The sequence below is a fragment of the Paenarthrobacter sp. TA1.8 genome (genome assembly GCF_048595705.1).
In the GTDB taxonomy this organism is placed as follows: domain Bacteria; phylum Actinomycetota; class Actinomycetes; order Actinomycetales; family Micrococcaceae; genus Arthrobacter; species Arthrobacter nitroguajacolicus.
In genome coordinates, this window is sequence record NZ_CP184287.1 from 1,141,130 (window position 1) to 1,158,845 (window position 17,716).

Consider the following 17,716-nt stretch of genomic DNA (forward strand, 5'->3'; position numbering starts at 1 on the left):
GCCTTATAGTGTCAGGGGCACCGCCTAGACTGGTAGGCACCATGGATATGTTGTTTGACCCCTACGCAGACGGACCCTTCAAAGCTGGCACCAAAGCCGCAGTCAAGGCTGCCCCGGAACTTTCCCATTCCGGCGGTGGCGCCTCCGGGCCGCGCCTCCAGGAAGGAACGGGCGGGTCAGGGAACGCTCCCCAAGCACCTGCCCAAGGGGGATGGGGCAACCAGGGCGCCCACGGGTTGCCGACCGCTGAGGCGCTCCTCCAAGGACTGAATCCGCAGCAGGAAGAGGCCGTGAAGCACGCCGGAAGCCCCTTGCTGATCGTCGCGGGTGCAGGCTCGGGGAAGACGCGCGTCCTGAGTAACCGGATCGCCTACCTCATAGCCACTAAGCGGGCGCATCACGGCGAAATCCTGGCCATCACCTTCACCAACAAGGCAGCAGCCGAAATGCGGGAACGCATCGAAGCCCTGGTCGGCGCCCGGGCAAAGGGCATGTGGATTTCCACGTTCCACTCGTCCTGCGTGCGAATCCTGCGCCGGGAAGCTGCGAACGTCGGGCTGAATTCGAACTTCTCCATCTACGACTCCGCTGATTCCCTGCGTCTGATCACACTCGTGGCAAAGAACCTGGACCTGGATCCGAAGAAGTTCGCGCCGAAGGCCATCCAGCACAAGATTTCGGCGCTCAAGAACGAGCTCATTGATGCCGACTCCTACGTCTCTTCGGCAAACCACAACGACCCCTTCGAACAGGCTGTAGCCGAGGTTTTCAAGGGCTACACGCAGCGTCTCCGGCAAGCCAACGCGATGGACTTCGATGACCTCATCGCCGAAACCGTGTACATGTTCCGGGCCTTCCCTGCGCTCGCGGAATCCTACCGGCGCCGCTTCCGGCACGTGTTGGTGGACGAGTACCAGGACACCAACCACGCGCAGTACGCGCTGGTCAGGGAAATCGTCGGCTTGGGAACAGACACGGACGTGGCACCGAGCGAACTTACTGTGGTGGGCGATTCCGATCAGTCCATTTATGCTTTCCGTGGCGCGGACATCCGCAACATTGTGGAGTTTGAACACGACTACCCCAACGCCCGCACCATCAAACTGGAGCAAAATTACCGCTCCACGCAGAACATCCTCAGCGCCGCCAATTCGGTCATCTCCCGTAATCCCAACCGCCAGGAAAAGCGTTTGTGGACCGCGGAAGGTGACGGCGAGAAAATCATTGGCTACGTGGGTGAGAACGAACACGACGAAGCCCAGTTCATCGCCAAGGAAATTGACCGGCTGCAGGATGAGGACGGCTTGCGTCCTGGTGACGTCGCTATTTTCTACCGCACCAATGCACAGTCCCGCTCCATTGAAGACGTCCTGGTTCGGGTGGGACTTCCGTACAAGGTTGTTGGTGGAACGCGCTTCTACGAGCGCAAGGAGATCAAGGATGCCCTGGCGTACCTTCGCGTCCTGGTGAACCCGGACGACGACGTCAACCTTCGCCGGGTACTGAACGAACCCAAACGCGGGATCGGTGATCGTGCTGAGGGAGCCGTGGCTGCCTTGGCCGAACGTGAACGCACCTCGTTCATGGCCGCTGCGCGCCGTGCTGACCAAGCGCCAGGCATGGCCACCCGCTCCGTTAATGCCGTCCTGGGCTTCGTGAAGCTGCTCGATGACCTTGCCGAGGTAGCCTCCGGCTCTGGTGCTGCCGCTGCCTTGGAAGCCGTACTCGAACAGACCGGCTACTTGGCGGGGCTGCGCGCCAGCAACGATCCCCAAGATGAATCCCGCGTGGAGAACCTCGCCGAACTGGTGGCTGTGGTCCGGGAATACGAGCGCGACAACCCGGATGGTTCGCTCGGCGAATTCCTGGAGCAGGTCTCACTGGTGGCCGATGCCGACCAGATCCCGGATGCGCCGGGGGCGGACATCGATGCCGCCGTCGCGGAGGCCAAGCGAATGGGCGTTGTCACGCTCATGACGCTGCACACCGCCAAGGGCCTGGAGTTCCCGGTGGTGTTCCTCACCGGTATGGAGCACGGCATCTTCCCGCACCAGCGCTCCGCCACGGATCCTAAGGAACTCGCGGAGGAACGGCGCCTGGCCTATGTGGGCCTCACCAGGGCGCGCAAGCGTCTCTACGTCACTCGCTCGGAGGTCCGCAGCATGTGGGGCCAGAGCCAGTACAACCCCGCCAGCCAGTTCCTGGAAGAGATCCCTTCCGAGCTGGTGGAGTGGAAGCGCGAGGGAATGAGCCGCCAGGCCGCAGGCGGCTGGGGCAGCGCCCCCATCGGGTCCAACCGGTACGGTGGTTCATTCTGGGGTGCGGGCACGTCCCGCGGTGCTGCCGCAAGCCCAACCGCTGGGTTCGACGCCGACGTCCCTGCCGCCGTCGTACGCAACAGGGTCCAGCCGCAAAAGGAAGTCATTTCGGTTGTGGTGGGAGACAAAGTCAACCACACGAGCTTCGGCAACGGCGTGGTGCTGGGCATCGAAGGCGCGGGGGACAAAACGGTTGCGAAGGTGAAGTTCGACGTCGGCGAGAAGCGGCTGCTATTGCGGTATGCACCCCTGACCAAACTCGATGCATGACACGGCACGGCATAATGAGGGGCATGCGACGGACTGTTTGGGGGATCCTGGCCGCCTTGATCATGGTGCTGGCCACCGGGTGCTCTTTCGCCACCGAAGATCCCAACTATGTGCCGCCGGCTCCGTTGCCGCCGCTGGAACAGCTCCAGCAGGTTCCTGTCACTGAGCAGACCACCCTGTCCGCGGGCGAGGATGTCACAGCGTTCATCACTGCTGACAAGAACATTGTGTGCGCCCTGACATCTTCCCGGGGCGGACACCTCAACCTTCCCTATGAGGCCAACTCCTACTCTGACGCGGCCAACAACAAGTTCGCAGTTGTTCCTGTGGCGCATTGCGAGCTGGCCAAATATGCCAAACCGGACCTGGATGACATCGTGGAGGACTGCGCGGGAACAGGCCTTGGCTACCTCGGAGGGACGGCGCTGTTGACTCCGGAGAAGGCCGTCTACGGCTCATGTCGTTCCGGCGTAACACAAATGGAGTCTGAGTTCGGGCCAAAGGGCAGTGGCGGGGGTCCCATTTCCAAACTCCGGGAGCTTCCGGACGGGCAGAACATCGAGCGCAACGGACTCCGGTGTTCGGCCTATAACGGCGGCGTTGCCTGCGGAAACGTCTCAGGTGGCGTGGCATTCTTCGTGAACCGCGAGGGATACCAGTTGATTTCCGACGGCGGCAAAACGGTCCGCGGGAACCTGAAAGAAGCGTCCTGAACCGTCGCCGAACGCCCTCCGACGGCCCAAAAACCGCGTCATTATGCGGTTTTTCTACATCCGATAGAAGTGTAAGGTTAATCACTTAACAGGTAGTGTGTAGCTGGCGGGACTCCTCAAAGGGCTAAAGTTCCGAGAGGACCTTACGCAATGTGACCGGCTTCAATCCCGGTTGTTACCGCGTACTTTCCGCAGCTGGCTATCGCGGTCATCGCGGTTCCCGGCTGAACAGAAAACTACTTCGACGTAGAAGGACACTAAACCGTGGACCTGTTTGAATATCAGGCGCGCGATATGTTCGAGGCGCACGGTGTACCCGTGCTCGCCGGCATCGTGGCGCACACTCCTGAAGAAGCGAAGGCAGCTGCCGAGAAGATCGGCGGCGTAACTGTCGTAAAGGCACAGGTTAAGGTTGGTGGCCGCGGCAAGGCTGGCGGCGTCAAGGTTGCCAAGACCGCCGAAGAGGCGCTTGAGCACTCCACCAACATCCTGGGCATGGACATCAAGGGCCACACCGTCAACAAGGTGATGATTGCCCAGGGTGCTGACATCGCCGAGGAATTCTACTTCTCGGTCCTCCTGGACCGCGCCAACCGCAACTACCTGGCCATGTGCTCGGTAGAAGGCGGCATGGAAATCGAGCAGCTTGCAGTCGAGCGTCCCGAGGCCCTGGCCAAGATCGCCATCGACCCCGCTGTGGGCATCGACCAGGCCAAGGCTGACGAGATCGTCGCAGCTGCAGGTTTCGCGGAGGAACTGCGCGGCAAGGTAGCCGACGTCATTCTGAAGCTCTGGGACGTTTTCAAGAAGGAAGACGCAACCCTGGTTGAGGTCAACCCGCTGGTCCGTACCGGCGCAGGCGAAATCGTTGCCCTCGATGGCAAGGTCTCCTTGGACGAGAACGCTGACTTCCGCCACGTGCACCACGCACACCTGGAAGACAAGGACGCGGCTGACCCGCTCGAAGCCAAGGCCAAGGCGCAGGACCTCAACTACGTCAAACTGGACGGCGAAGTAGGCATCATCGGCAACGGCGCCGGTCTTGTGATGTCCACCCTCGACGTCGTTGCTTACGCCGGCGAGAACCACGGCAACGTCAAGCCCGCCAACTTCCTGGACATCGGCGGTGGAGCATCCGCCGAGGTCATGGCCAACGGTCTGGACGTTATCCTTGGCGACTCCCAGGTCAAGAGCGTGTTCGTGAACGTCTTCGGTGGCATCACTGCTTGTGACGCCGTTGCCAAGGGCATCGTCGGTGCACTGGCTGAGCTCGGTTCCTCCGCGAACAAGCCGCTGGTCGTTCGCCTCGACGGCAACAACGTTGAGGAAGGCCGCCGCATCCTGACCGAGGCCAACCACCCGCTGGTTACCCTGGCCGCCACCATGGACGAGGGCGCCGACAAGGCCGCCGAGCTCGCCAACGCAGCTAAGTAAAGGGACGCGACAATGTCTATCTACCTCAACAAGGACTCCAAGGTCATCGTTCAGGGCATCACCGGCGGCGAGGGCACCAAGCACACCGCCCTGATGCTCAAGGCCGGCACCAACATTGTTGGTGGCGTCAACGCCCGCAAGGCCGGCACCACGGTCCTGCACGGCGACAAGGAAATCAACGTCTTCGGCACCGTCAAGGAAGCCATCGCTGAAACCGGCGCTGACGTCTCCATCGTCTTCGTTCCCCCGGCATTCACCAAGGACGCCGTGGTTGAAGCCATCGAAGCCGGCATCGGCCTCGTCGTTGTCATCACCGAAGGTGTGCCGGTTCAGGACTCCGCCGAATTCTGGGCACTCGCCCAGTCCAAGGTGGACGCTGACGGCAAGCAGATCACCCGCATCATCGGACCGAACTGCCCCGGCATCATCACCCCCGGCGAGGCCCTGGTCGGCATCACCCCGGCGAACATCACGGGCAAGGGCCCCATCGGCCTCGTGTCCAAGTCCGGTACCTTGACCTACCAGATGATGTACGAACTCCGCGACCTCGGCTTCTCCACCGCGATCGGTATCGGTGGCGACCCCGTCATCGGCACCACGCACATCGACGCCCTGGCAGCTTTCGAAGCTGACCCGGAAACCAAGGCAATCGTCATGATCGGTGAGATCGGTGGCGACGCCGAAGAGCGCGCAGCCGACTTCATCAAGGCCAACGTCACCAAGCCGGTTGTTGGCTACGTTGCCGGCTTCACCGCTCCCGAGGGTAAGACCATGGGTCACGCTGGCGCCATCGTGTCCGGTTCCGCCGGTACGGCCCAGGCCAAGAAGGAAGCTCTCGAAGCCGCTGGTGTAAAGGTCGGCAAGACGCCGTCCGAGACCGCCAAGCTGCTGCGCGAAGTTTACGCAACGCTCTAGCCTTTACAGCTAGCTCACGACGACGGCCCGCCGCCTTCCGCACGGAAGGTGACGGGCCGTCGTCGTTCTTTAAGTCAGCTGACGCGGGCCGAAGAGTCTGGGGGAAAACTCCGACCCGCGCCAGGTCCTAGGGGCTGGCTAGGCGATGATCTTCATGGCCTGCCAGCCGGTGCCGAGGCTGATGGGCGGCACGGTGCTGATCGCTCCGCTGCCCGTGCCCGGATACAGCCACAGGGTGTCTCCGATGCGGCCTATGACGTCGTTGCTGCCATCGCCGTCCAGGTCCCGGGGCCCGGCTATCGCTGTTCGGTTGTCCCAACCCGTGGAGATTTGCTTCCACTGGAGCCATCCGCGGGTTCCGTTTCCGGGATACAGCCAGAGGGCGCCAGTGTCCGAGCGCCGCGCCAGCACGTCTCCCTTCCCATCTCCATTAAAGTCCCCTGTGCTGAAGATTGCATTCATCACATTCCAGCCGGATCCAATGGTGGTGGGTGTCCGCTGGCCACCGGTGCCGTTGCCTTCGTAGAGCCGCAACTCCCCTGAGCTGAGCCGGCCAATGAAGTCCGGAATGCCGTCGCCGCTGAAGTCTCCAGGGGAGAACAGTTGGCTCATGGTGCTCCAGCCGGTACTGACCTGTACCCGGGCCCCGAAACTGCCTGCACCGTTACCGGGGTAGAACCACAGGACGTCACCGGCACGGGCAAGCAAGTCAGGTTTGCCATCCTTGTTGAAGTCACCGGGGGTGATGGTGTCAGTCACGGTGGACCAGGCGGGTGCCGGTAGGGCTACTTGCCGGGGCAAAAGGCCGCCCGCGCCGTCCCCAGGGTAAAGATACAAATTGCCGGCGGTGTCGGAGGCCAGGACATCGGCTTTACCGTCACCGTTGTAGTCATGGGCCGACGGCGGTCCGGCTGCGGGCACGGTGTACGTCTGGGTGCCCACTGGCGAGGTGTTGCCGGCCGTGTCCACCCCGATGTACTTGAGGACGAGGTTGGAACTCCCCATGACAATCGGAGCCGCGTACTTGATATTCGTGCCTGATTCCGTTGCCGTGGGCGTGCTGCCATCGGTGGTGTAGTAGATGGCCGCTCCGGGTTCATTCGCCGAGAGGGTGATGGTGGCCCCATTGGCCAAGGCGCGGCCGGTGGGGTTGGCAGTGACCACAGGGGCTGTGGTGTCCGGCGGAACCGTGTACGTCTGGGTGACGACGTCGGAGACGTTTCCGGCAGGATCCGTGGCAGAGTATTTCAGCGTCATGGGAGCCGTGCCGGGGAACACTATCGGTGTGGAGTACACCTGTCCGGCTGTCAACGGGTCGCTACCATCGGTGGTGTATTTGATCACCGAATTCGCTTCATTGACCGTGAGGGTGATGGCGGTGCCCGGAGCGTAGGCGCCGCCCACAGGGCTGGCTGTTACCACCGGTTTCGTCACATCCGGGCCGGTGGAGTATGTCTGGGTGACCACGGCGGAGGGATTGTTCGCAGAGTCCACCGCGAAGTACTTCAGGGTCAGCGGGCCGTTCACAGTGATAGGGGTGGCGTATTTGCTGCTGGCCACTGTGGGCGTAGACCCGTCCACTGTGTAGTAGATCGTGGCAGGCTCATTCACGGCCAGTGTGACTTTTTGCCCGATGTCGTAGGTGCCGCCCGCGGGGGTGGCTGTCACCACGGGGGCAACCACGTCAGCGGTGATATGTGCTTCGAATTCGGCCAAGCCCACACTGGTGGTGGAACCGCTGACGGAGCTGATGTTGAAGCGCACTGAACTGACGGTCCTGGCAGGAAAATTCACTGTCAGTCCTGACCCGTTATTCGGGAGGACGGAAACCGGGACGGTGCTGCCATCCGAGAAGATGAGATTGCCACCCGTGACATGATCGCTGGTGACCGGTCGATCAAAAAGTGTCACAGCATTGATGGTCTTGGCGGGCGAGAAGTTGTACTGGATCCAACTGCCTGCACGGCCGCCATTGGTGACCCACTCGCGGTTGGCGTCCATGGGCGTACCCCAGGCGTAGCCGTCACGGGCTTTCTCCGGACTTTGTCCCGAGGCTCTCTGAGAGGACGCAGAGACGGTGGTTCCCGCCGATTTCGCCGCGTTGCCGGTCCACTCGATGGCTGTAATGTACTGCCGTTTGAGCCAATCGCTGTAGGGCGGGGCAGGGCAAGGGGAGCCACACAGGTATTTATCGAAGTCGGCGAAGCGAGTGAAGGCGTTTACCTTATTTGTCAGATCAGCACCGGTCACGTTCTGGGCGTACTCATCAATAACGTAGGCATCGTAGGCCGACGAGGTATGTGGGCCGGTGTAGGCCCGTGTAGCCAGTTGCCCGAACTTCGCAGCAGCCCAGTGATCACTGTGGTCATAGGGCGTTGTGAAGTTGCCTGTCCAGTCCTGGGTCCGGAAAGTGGTGGGCTTGTATGCGGACACCAACTGGTTCAGCACAGTTTGGAGTTGGGCTTTGGTATATGTTGCAGAGCCGTCTACGGGGCGAATGCTGGAGATCCGGCCATCCCACAGTTTGAGGATGCTCTGACCGTTGTAGCGGGAGGTGCCCCCGCCGTTTGGGTAACCATCCGGGAGTCTCAGGAAGATCACCGAGATGTTGGGAGCGGCGTTGAGGGTGTGCACCGTGATGGGACGCTGTGAAATGGCGGCGTCGGAGGCTGTCCATGCGTTGGCAACCCCGGCCATTGAGGCGTAGGTAGCACGGATACCATTCTCAAGGCTGCTCCAGTAGGCCTGTCCTTCTCCGGCTTCGCCGGCGGTGATGTAGATTGTCTGGACGCAACGCTTGGCATGGACATCGCGCATGAAGTCCGGGCTGACAAAGATCAGATCGTCGTCTGTATGAGCGACGATCATCTGGGAGCCGCCGGTACCGGGACAAGGGGGTACGGCTGCCGCGGCGGGCTTGGCAAAGCCGAAGACAATTGAAGAAAGGGCAACAGAAAGGCCCAGCACAAATCCAAGGATTCGCCGGACGAAGGAACGTGTGCTGATGAATGATAAGCGGGTATGACGACGAGCGTATTTTGGACGGTCCACAACCATGCTCCTTGAGCAGATGTTGGGCCCCCCAGCCGGCAAACTTACGACGCCCCCAGGACGTCATTTCGAATGGAGTTATTCACTGCCCCGATGATCACTGGTGCGAAAGCGATGCAGTGAGCGTTACTGTACTCCGGCAGATGGGCCATGGGTAGGGTTCCGGCAAACATCCACAAAATTCCTGAAGGGCAACAACCGCTCAGCGTCGGGCAGCTGGGAGGCCTCCGGATGCCATTGGACCGAAACAACCCATCGCGAAGGGTCTTCCAAAGCTTCCACGGTTCCATCGTCCGCCACGGCAGTGACCTGCAGGCCTTCGCCTACCCGGGACACTGCCTGATGGTGCCCGGAGGCGATCTTGATGGTACTTCCATCAGGAGATCCATACAGGCCCGCAGTCTTGGAACCGGCTGTCAGGAGCACGTCGTGCCAGGCCCATTCGCTGGCCTCGGGATCATGCGGATCCAGGCCGTTGTGGTTGACCGCCGACGGCGCCATGTCCTGGATCAAGGTTCCGCCGTAGAGGACGTTCAACAGTTGGTGTCCACGGCAGACGCCTAACAGTGGCAGCCCTGCGTCAATTGTTGCCCGGGCAACATCCATGTCCAGGTGGTCCTGCTCAGGGTTCACGTCGTACAGCGACTCGTCAGGATCCTGCCCATAGAGGCGTGGGCTGATGTCGCCGCCTCCCGGCAGCAACACGCCGTCGAGCGTTTGCATCTCGGTGGCCAGCCGCCCGGCGCTGTCAGCGGAAACAGGGGTCAACAGCACCGGAACTGCGCCTGCCTCGCGCAGCAGGTCCACGATGTACGTAAAGAGCTGGTTCGCTTCACCCACGCGGGCGTCGGGGGTGTCCGAACTACTGAGACGGACCGGAACGCCGATGCGCGGACGCGCAACTCTTGAACTCTTCATGCTTCATGATGCACCGGACTGCTGCCGCACACCCAAACACCCGGCCGCGGGGCCCGGCGGACCACTACGCTGAAACCATGAATCGCTCCGGAGCCTTGAACCCGAGTCCGCGAACGCTCGACGTCGAAAGCGTGGTCCACTTCCACCAGCTGGTAAGCGCAGGGGCCAGGTCCATGAACGGATGGCACGCACAGTCTCTGGACCTTCGGGGCCGTTCGCAGGACCTCAGGGCTCTGGACCCCCAAGGTGCGATCTTCCTGGGATGCACTTTCGACGACGGTGTGGAAGAAAGCCTCCGCCGGCGGGGAGCCCTCATCTTCCCCCAGCTTCACAACGTGCCCTTCAACCCGTACCGAAGCAGCGTTTACACGGCTAGTGAACTGTACGAGGACATCGCCTCCACGGAGTACGAATCCACCCTCGATGCCCGCGTCTACCAGTGGAGCATCCTGCCCGGGCAGCGGGGCAGCCTGGACGCCACCCTCGCCGCAGCCCTGCACGATCACGCAATCGGCGATGCCTTGGACGAGCTGCTGGACCATGGCGCGCTCTCCGGGAGAAAGATGGTTGGCGTCATGGGCGGACACGCCGCGCAACGGGGCACCAATGCATTCGCCGACGCCGCGCGGCTGGGACGGCTACTGGCCCAAGCGGGCTTTACGGTAGCCACGGGCGGAGGCCCCGGCGCCATGGAAGCAGCCAACCTTGGCGCCTACTTGAGCCGACTGCCCGACGCCGACTCCACGGCTGCGATTGAGTCGCTCGCCGCTGTGCCGGGGTTCCGGCCCTCCGTGACGGCTTGGGCGCGGCAAGCAGCCGCCGTCGTCGAACGTTATCCCGGCGGCACCCCGACGCTCGGTATCCCAACATGGTTCTACGGTCATGAGCCGCCGAATTTGTTCGCCACCCACATCGCCAAATACTTCGCCAACGCCGTCCGGGAAGCGATCTTGCTGGAGCTCTGCAATGGAGGGATCGTGTTCCTCCCGGGCGCGGCAGGGACGGTGCAGGAGATCTTCCAGGACGCGTGCGAGAACTACTACGGAGCCCCCGAGACCATCACGCCCATGGTGCTGGTGGGCCCCGAACACTGGGAACAGACCTTTCCTGCCTGGCCCATGCTGCGCAGCCTCGCGGACGGAAAGCCCATGGAGGACAGGATCTTCCTGGTGGACACGGTGGAGGACGCGCTCGCAGTGGTTGCCGGGTAGGGCCTCAGAAGTCTTTGCTGCAGGGGCCCGTGCCCAGCTGGGCCAAACCAGTCCGGTCGCCCGCAGCGTACCCGCGTACCCAGGAGGCTTGGTCGAACATGAGCTGCCGGGGATCATCCACGTGATCCAAGCCGAGGAGGTGTCCCAGCTCATGCATGATGACTGCTACGCCGATCTCTTCTCCGCTGGGAGCGTCCACAATGTCCGCGAATTGTGGGGCATCCAAGGACACCGTGCCCGTGACGTAGGCCTTATAGCCGTTGCTGAGGCCAATGGAGGAGCTTCCGCCAAGGCCCACGGTCTGCCCGCTCAGGCGTGGCACCTGCTCCGGCGTGCTCCACGCAATGAGGACGGGAGCCCAGCGGTCGCCGTACCTTTCGGGCTGGTACCCGGACCTGTTGGGGGAAGGAACCTCGGAACTGGGGCCGTCGTAGATGAACTTCAATCCTGTGGCTTCGCCGGCCTGTCGCACGGCTTCTTCCACCAGCGGCTGCCAGGAGGGCGGTGCGAGGTCCGAGTTGATCACATAGTGGATGGGCCGGCACGGCGAGTACGCCAGCGGAGTTCCGTCTTCCTTGACGGCCAGGAACTTGTACGAGGAACTGGGGCGGTTCAGAGGTGCCGGCGTTCCAAGCGGTGCGTCGGCTTCCTCAAGTCCCGGAACCGGCTCCTGGCGCTGGCCGAAAGGTGCCAGCCCGGGGCGGGGCGCCTGGCTCTGCGTGGCGGACGATCCGTAAAGGATCTGCTGGAGTTCGCCGCTGAAGTAGGCTCCCGCGCACACCAAGCCGAGCACGCTGAAGAGGAACAGGATGGCCGCGATGCTGCTGTGCTTGATCGGCGGCCTGACCGGTGGAGGCTCCGGTGAGCGTGGGGCACGCGGAAGGTAATTCGGACGAGGGGGATCGGGGTCCGGCCACTTGGGCGACCCATAAGGTTCCATGGAACCCCCTGACGTGGCGGCTGCGACGGGAAGTGGGGCGCCGCCGTCGGCCGTATTCGTCAGCATAAGTCCCACTCCACCGGGAGTCCATGCCGGGAATGCTTGAAGCGTGAAAGAGTCAGATGTCCTTGCGGCAGGGTGCCGAGGCGAGAAGATGAAGGCCATTCAGGTCGCCCGCCGCGAGGCCGTCGGGGGCGCCGATTTCCGGGTACATGAGTTGGATCGGGTCATCCACGTGGTCAAGGCCCATGACATGGCCCAGTTCGTGTTGCATGACTGCCAGGACGTAGTCGGCCCCGCCGGGACTCGCGAGTAGTTCCGTTACCTGTGGGGTGTCCAGCTCCAGGCTCCCGGTGATGTAGCTTTTGGGTCCCTTGTTGAGGGAGTACATGGTGCTGCCTCCCGTGCCGATGACGTTGTCTGCCAGCGCAGGGGCTTCCACCGGTGTGGTCCAGGAAATCAGCAGGGGAGCCCACCGGTCGCCGTATTTGGACGGCTGGTAGGGCTCGCGTCGGTCCACCGGCAACTCGTCAGTGGTGCCGTCGTCGATGAACTGGATGCCGGACGCCGCAGAAATATTTGCCAAGGCGGCGGTCAGGAGGGCGTCTGAGCCAATGGGTGCGGACGCATCGTTGACAACGTAATGGAGCGGACGGCAAGGCGAGTAACCTACCGGAGTGCCGTCGTCGTTCGTGGCCAGGAACTTGTACGAATCGTTGGTGGTGCCGGGCGCTGAAGGCGAGGCCAGTGGGGCGTCCGCCTCCTCAAGTCCGGGCGGCGGCGCGTCGAGGGGGCGCGCCGGTTCGGCTCCACCCGGCTGGTCCTCTGTGGTTCCCGGCACGCTCACGCCCGGGAACAGCGCGGTGATGCGAGGGTCGCCCTGCAGGAATCCACTGACCAGAACGGCGACGACGGCGGCAATGACGGCCATGAGGACGCCGCGGAGAACACGCAAGGCTGTTCCAGTGCGTCGGTGCTTCGGCACGCGCGTTGCTTCCCGCTCCGGGTCCACGGTTCTCCATTCCTGATGCCCTGGTCACGCGGGGCAGCGCGGAGGACGAACCAACATTACGGTCTCCGGACCGAGCCGTCCAAACTTAGACGATCGCTGCTCCGAACGCCAGGCCCAGCCCGTACGTGGCCGCCGCCGCTCCCAGGCCGATGGCAAGCTGCCGGAGCCCGCGGCTCAGCGGCGAGGTTCCGGACAACAAGCCGACGACGGCGCCGGTAGCCAGAAGCGCGATGCCCACCAGAACGCCGGCCACCAGCAAGGCGGCGATGCCCGTCATGCCGAAGATGAACGGCAGGATGGGCACAATGGCGCCCGAAGCGAAGAAGCAGAAGCTGGACATCGCTGCACCCCACGCCGAACCGACGGATTCATGATCGTCAGTGGGTGGCTTCTCCGGCTGCAAGGAAAGGCTGGGATCGCAGTCGCAGCTGAACAAGCCCATGCGCTCGGCAGCGCGGTGCTCCGCCGCTTCACGCGTCATGCCACGGGCCAAGTACACCAGGACCAACTCGTTGTGCTCGATGTCCAATGACGGTGCCGCGGTCAGAGTGGCCTGCGTGGGCAACGTGGCGTTAAGGAGTTCCCGCTGGGAACGAACCGAAACGTACTCGCCAGCACCCATGGAGAGGGCCCCGGCAAGGAGACCCGCGACGCCACTCATGAGCACCACGGGGCTGGGCACGCCGGTTGCGGCCATGCCCATGACCAGGGAAAGGTTGCTGACCAAACCGTCGTTGGCGCCGAAAACGGCCGCGCGGAAGGTTCCGGAGAGCCGGTTGCGTCCGCGTGTGGCCAAGCCCCGGACTACTTCTTCGTGTATTTGTTCATCGGCCACCATGGCAGGCGTCGCGGCAGGTTCGGTGCCGTACGGGGAACGGCCTTCGGCGCGCTGTGCCAGAGCGAGGACGAACACTGAACCGAAGTTGCGGGCCAGGAAGCCCAGGAACTGGCTGCGGGTGGAAGCTCCCTTGGGCATACCGGCATGCTCGCCAAGGAGCTTGAGCCAGTGGGCTTCGTGCCTGCCTTCGGCTTCGGCCAGGGCGAGCAGGATTTGGCGTTCTTCGCCGTCACGTCGCTGGGCCAGTTCGCGGTAGACGGCGGCCTCGGCACGCTCATCGGCCAGGTACTGCCGCCACCGGCGAATGTCCGCGTGCGAGGGCGGCGCGGGTTGCGTGCCGGAGTTTTCGGCGGTTGCTGGTTCGGGGGTGGGGTCCGGAGCGGAGCTCGACGAACTGTGGGATTCCTGGTGCATCTGCACTTTGTCTCCTGTGCTTGGTGGGGTAGTTGCGGCCCCATTGCACGCCCCACACTACCGCTTATCCGCGCGGATTTTTGGCTGGTATTCCTTAACTGGAATGTTCGGTGCACCGTAATTTCCTTGACCCTCGACGGTGCCGGTGCTCAGATGGAAGGACAGAGGCGGGGCCCTTCCGCCACTGGATTCCTGCATTCGGGTCAACGGGCTGAACCGCCCACCAGAACAGGCCCACGAGACGGAGGTTGCACCATGAACACCACCGAATCACACGCCAACTACCCGGAACGGACAACCATTGAGTCCGACCCGGCCTACGACTACGCCGAAGACCAGGAAGTGGACGAACCCTGGGTAGAGGAAGTGGACGCCCCCGAGGACGACGAACGCGTTGTCCCCATAGATGAAACCGAAGAGTTCCGCGAGGAAGACGAGGAAGCTTAGGCCTGGTCCCTGTGCCCTAGAGCCCTAGTGCCCTAGTGTGAAGTGACGTTGGACGCCCGCCCGTTTTCCGACGGCCGCAACAGTCACCGTTAGTGTCGTGGACGACTCACACCAGTGCGTCGGCCGGACGGCCTGGGCCAACGCCTGCGCGATGAGCTGCGGTTGGGCATGTCTGAACTGCTCGGTTCCAGCCTTGGCAGTGATGGTCACCGTGCCCAGGAAGAGGTCGACGGCGGGGATCACCGCGACCGTGGGGGTGGCCGTTCCGGCCGGGGTACTGGGTGCTGTTGTGTTTACCGGGGTGGTATCGCCTTGGTACGGCAAGGGACTGCTCCTTGGGGGAGTGCTCTTGCCCGCTCGGTTGTCTCTGGTCCGGGACGGGCCGCTTCCTCATCCGAACCACCCGTGAACATGGGGTTGGTGTGTGGCCAGTCGGAGCTTGGCACCACATCTCTTGAAGCTGGGACCACCCTACCGCATTGGTGTTCGGCCACCCGTTGGGGGGTGTGTTGTGGGGCCTGCTTGTGTTGTGGGGCCTGGTTTGCGCTCTTTGGGGTGGTTTTGGCGTGTAGAGCGGGCCTTCCAACGGGTGGGCGTGTGTTGTGGCCGGGTGTGTTGTGGGGCCTGCTTTGCGCTCTTTGGGGTGGTTTTGGCGTGTAGAGCGGGCCTTCCAACGGGTGGGGGTGTGTTGTGGGGCCTGGTGTGTTGTGGGGCCTGCTTTGCGCTCTTTGGGGTGGTTTTGGCGTGTAGAGCGGGCCTTCCAACGCATGCTTCCCGGGCATAGCGCAACGGCGGCGCCGCCCCGAAAAGGGGAGGCGCCGCCGTCGAACTTTACTTGTTACCTGAACGTTGCTTAGTTCTTTGTGCCCGCCTAGGAAGCGGGGGTGGTGAGCTCTTCCTCGGCCACGCGGGTACCGGCAACGCGATCCGTCCAGGCCTTCATGACTGCCGGATCCGTGGGCTTGCTGGCAAGTGAGACCACTATGTACACCAAAGCCGAGGCGATCAAACCGAAGTAGATGGGCTCGTTGGCGTAGATGCCATCGAGGGGAACTTCGGCGTTGATCTCAAGGATGATCATGGTTCCGAGGGTTACCACTGAACCGGCCGCCATGGACCATGCTGCGGCGATGCCCGTTCCACGCTTCCACACCAAGCCGCCAATGATGGCCACGAGGAGGCCGCCAACCAGGATGTCGTAGGCAATGGTCAGTGCGGCCACCACATCCTTGGTGGAGATGGCGATGATGATTGCAACGATCCCCAGGCCGAGTACCCAGTAACGGTTGGCCTTGACGTCGTGCTCAGGGTTATCGGAGTCGGAGGTGTCCACCTTCTTGCCAAACCAGCTGGCAACGAAAGGCATTACGTCTGCGCGGGCAACGGTTGCAGCAGCAATCAGTGCGCCTGACGCCGTGGACATCATTGCGGCCACAGCTGCAGCAAGAACCAAGCCGCCGATGCCAATGGGCAGGAGTCGGGTAGCGACCTCTGCGTAGACGTCGTCCTTGGCGGCGATTTCGATGCCGGAGAGGGCGACGCTGGCAGCCATGCCGATCAGGGCACCTGCGAAGCCGTAAAGGATGCAGTAGACGCCGGCGGTAGCGCCGCCCCAGCGGGCAACTGTGGGGTTCTTGGCGGTGAACACGCGCTGCCAGATGTCCTGACCGATGAGGAGGCCAAGGGTGTACACGACGAAATAGGTGATGATCGTCTGGAGGCCGATGCCGCCGATGTCGAAGAAGCTCTCATCGACGCGGGCTCGGATGCCGTCGAGGCCACCCGCGGCGTTCAGGGCGAAGGGGAGCATGAGGAAGAAGATTCCCACGGTCTTGATGACGAACTGGACCTGGTCGGCCAAGGTGATGGACCACATGCCGCCAATGGTGGAGTAGACCAGCACGATCGCGCCGCCGATGGCGATCGCGAGCCAACGCTCCCAGCCGAAGAGGACCACGAAGATGGTGGCGTAGGCACCGGTGGACGTGGCACACAGCATCAGCGTGTAGGCCAACATGACGATGCCCGAGGTCTGGGTTGCCGTGCTGCCATAGCGGAGGGTCAGCATCTGCGAGACCGTGTAGATCTTGAGCTTTTGGATGGTTCCGGCGAAGAGCAGGCTGAGCAGTAGCACGCCTGAACCGATGGCCACAACCAGCCACATGCCGGAGATACCGAACTTGTAACCGAGGCCGACGCCGCCCACGGTGGATGCGCCACCGAGGACCACTGCGGCCATGGTGCCGGTGTAAAGGAAGGGTCCCAGGCGGCGGCCGGCCACCAGGAAGTCGCTGTTGTTCTTGGTGCGGGACTTGCCCCACCAGCCGAATGCCAGCATGGCGAGCAGGTACACCACCACGATTGCGATGTTTATAGCCGAAGATTCCATGAACGGTCCTTGGAGCTGATGCACGGAGGTTGGGGTTTTCGACGATACTCCTGCGAAGCGTCGAAGTCTCTGTGCTGACGATTGGAGATTGGGGGATGTGTTGTGTGCCTCACAGACAACACTTGTTGCCTATGAGGATATGTTGTGATGGGAGTAACAGTCAAGATCCTTTGGTCATGCTTTCGCGTATTCTGGCGCTCTTGTCCTGTCTCCCGGCTACTATTGCTCCAATGACAGGGCCACATGACAGGCCTGAAAGGTTCGTGAATGAAGGCTCTACCCGTTGAACCGAGCAATGTTCCCGTTGCCATCGGTTCCAGAATCCGCGCAGCCCGGCAAGCGCAGCGGCTCACCATCGAGCAAGTGGCGGATGCTACCGGCCTGACCAAAGGCTTCCTCAGCCGTGTGGAGCGGGACCTGACATCGCCGTCGGTCGCCTCGCTGGTCACTCTTTGCCAAGTGCTGTCCGTATCCGTGGGGGACCTGTTCGCAGCTCCGGAGACACACCTGACCAAGCGCGACGACGGCCCCCGCATCTCCCTGGGTGGCCAGGGCATCGTGGAGCGTTTGTTGACCGCCCGCTCCGAGCGGCGGCTCCAGATCCTGCAGGCAACCATCGAGCCTCGTGGCCGCGGTGAAAACGAGCTCTATGCCGTGGACTGCGACGTGGACGTCCTGCATGTGGTCAAGGGCCGGATCAAGCTCATCCTGACCAATGAGGAGTACGACCTCGAAGAGGGGGACACGCTCTCCTTCCCGGGCCGCGAACCCCACACCTGGATTAACCCCACGGACGAGACCGTGGAGGTGTTGTGGGTGCTGGTGCCGGCAGCGAGCCGCTAGGCC

14 protein-coding genes and 1 riboswitch are annotated in these 17,716 nt (G+C 62.7%); of the genes, 7 read left to right on the forward strand and 7 right to left on the reverse strand.

Annotated features, from left to right (window positions below; all coding sequences use genetic code 11):
• Window positions 1-41 precede the first annotated feature (41 nt).
• The 4 genes from pcrA (at window position 42) to sucD (ending at window position 5,650) form a co-directional block, all read left to right on the forward strand.
• The gene (gene pcrA / locus ACNAOT_RS05535; protein WP_420180325.1) at window positions 42-2,588 is read left to right on the forward strand and encodes a DNA helicase PcrA; all 2,547 of its coding nucleotides are present in this window, start codon (window positions 42-44) and stop codon (window positions 2,586-2,588) included.
• Window positions 2,589-2,602: 14 nt separating this feature from the next.
• Window positions 2,603-3,301, forward strand: a complete 699-nt coding sequence (locus tag ACNAOT_RS05540) for a hypothetical protein (RefSeq protein WP_420181125.1) — start codon at window positions 2,603-2,605, stop codon at window positions 3,299-3,301.
• A 264-nt stretch (window positions 3,302-3,565) separates the two neighbouring features.
• Complete coding sequence (gene sucC, locus ACNAOT_RS05545) at window positions 3,566-4,735, forward strand: ADP-forming succinate--CoA ligase subunit beta (RefSeq protein ID WP_011773779.1); 1,170 nt, start codon at window positions 3,566-3,568, stop codon at window positions 4,733-4,735.
• Window positions 4,736-4,747: 12 nt separating this feature from the next.
• On the forward strand, window positions 4,748-5,650 hold the full coding sequence (gene sucD, locus ACNAOT_RS05550) for a succinate--CoA ligase subunit alpha (protein WP_091465756.1): 903 nt from the start codon (window positions 4,748-4,750) through the stop codon (window positions 5,648-5,650).
• Window positions 5,651-5,788: 138 nt separating this feature from the next.
• On the opposite strand, the gene ACNAOT_RS05555 is transcribed toward sucD, so the two are convergent.
• Both ACNAOT_RS05555 and ACNAOT_RS05560 read right to left on the reverse strand, forming a co-directional pair.
• A complete protein-coding gene (locus ACNAOT_RS05555) occupies window positions 5,789-8,617 on the reverse strand; it encodes a chitobiase/beta-hexosaminidase C-terminal domain-containing protein (RefSeq protein ID WP_420180326.1) in 2,829 nt (942 codons plus the stop codon).
• A 210-nt stretch (window positions 8,618-8,827) separates the two neighbouring features.
• Window positions 8,828-9,619: a gamma-glutamyl-gamma-aminobutyrate hydrolase family protein gene (locus ACNAOT_RS05560; protein WP_420180327.1), complete on the reverse strand. Its 792-nt coding sequence runs from the start codon at window positions 9,617-9,619 to the stop codon at window positions 8,828-8,830.
• 77 nt (window positions 9,620-9,696) lie between these two features.
• On the opposite strand from ACNAOT_RS05560, the gene ACNAOT_RS05565 reads away from it, so the two are divergent.
• Complete coding sequence (locus ACNAOT_RS05565) at window positions 9,697-10,830, forward strand: LOG family protein (RefSeq protein WP_420180328.1); 1,134 nt, start codon at window positions 9,697-9,699, stop codon at window positions 10,828-10,830.
• A 4-nt stretch (window positions 10,831-10,834) separates the two neighbouring features.
• Here the strand turns inward: ACNAOT_RS05565 and ACNAOT_RS05570 are convergent, their stop codons facing one another.
• The 3 genes from ACNAOT_RS05570 to ACNAOT_RS05580 form a co-directional block, all read right to left on the reverse strand.
• Window positions 10,835-11,836 (reverse strand): matrixin family metalloprotease, encoded by a 1,002-nt coding sequence (locus ACNAOT_RS05570; protein WP_420180329.1) that lies wholly within the window; start codon window positions 11,834-11,836, stop codon window positions 10,835-10,837.
• Window positions 11,837-11,888: 52 nt separating this feature from the next.
• A complete protein-coding gene (locus ACNAOT_RS05575; RefSeq protein ID WP_091467561.1) occupies window positions 11,889-12,725 on the reverse strand; it encodes a matrixin family metalloprotease in 837 nt (278 codons plus the stop codon).
• Between the two features lie 142 nt (window positions 12,726-12,867).
• Entirely contained in the window at window positions 12,868-14,034 is a 1,167-nt protein-coding gene (locus tag ACNAOT_RS05580) for a VIT1/CCC1 transporter family protein (protein ID WP_420181126.1), read from the reverse strand.
• A 255-nt stretch (window positions 14,035-14,289) separates the two neighbouring features.
• On the opposite strand from ACNAOT_RS05580, the gene ACNAOT_RS05585 reads away from it, so the two are divergent.
• The gene (locus ACNAOT_RS05585) at window positions 14,290-14,481 is read left to right on the forward strand and encodes a hypothetical protein (RefSeq protein WP_420180330.1); all 192 of its coding nucleotides are present in this window, start codon (window positions 14,290-14,292) and stop codon (window positions 14,479-14,481) included.
• Between the two features lie 24 nt (window positions 14,482-14,505).
• Here ACNAOT_RS05585 and ACNAOT_RS05590 read toward each other — a convergent pair whose 3' ends face one another.
• Complete coding sequence (locus ACNAOT_RS05590; protein WP_420180331.1) at window positions 14,506-14,805, reverse strand: hypothetical protein; 300 nt, start codon at window positions 14,803-14,805, stop codon at window positions 14,506-14,508.
• A gap of 16 nt (window positions 14,806-14,821) precedes the next feature.
• Window positions 14,822-14,941, reverse strand: a riboswitch (SAM riboswitch).
• A gap of 411 nt (window positions 14,942-15,352) precedes the next feature.
• The gene (locus ACNAOT_RS05595; RefSeq protein WP_364308108.1) at window positions 15,353-16,870 is read right to left on the reverse strand and encodes a sodium:solute symporter; all 1,518 of its coding nucleotides are present in this window, start codon (window positions 16,868-16,870) and stop codon (window positions 15,353-15,355) included.
• Window positions 16,871-17,137: 267 nt separating this feature from the next.
• Between ACNAOT_RS05595 and ACNAOT_RS05600 the strand changes: the two genes are divergently transcribed.
• On the forward strand, window positions 17,138-17,713 hold the full coding sequence (locus ACNAOT_RS05600) for a helix-turn-helix domain-containing protein (RefSeq protein WP_024819844.1): 576 nt from the start codon (window positions 17,138-17,140) through the stop codon (window positions 17,711-17,713).
• Window positions 17,714-17,716 lie beyond the last annotated feature (3 nt).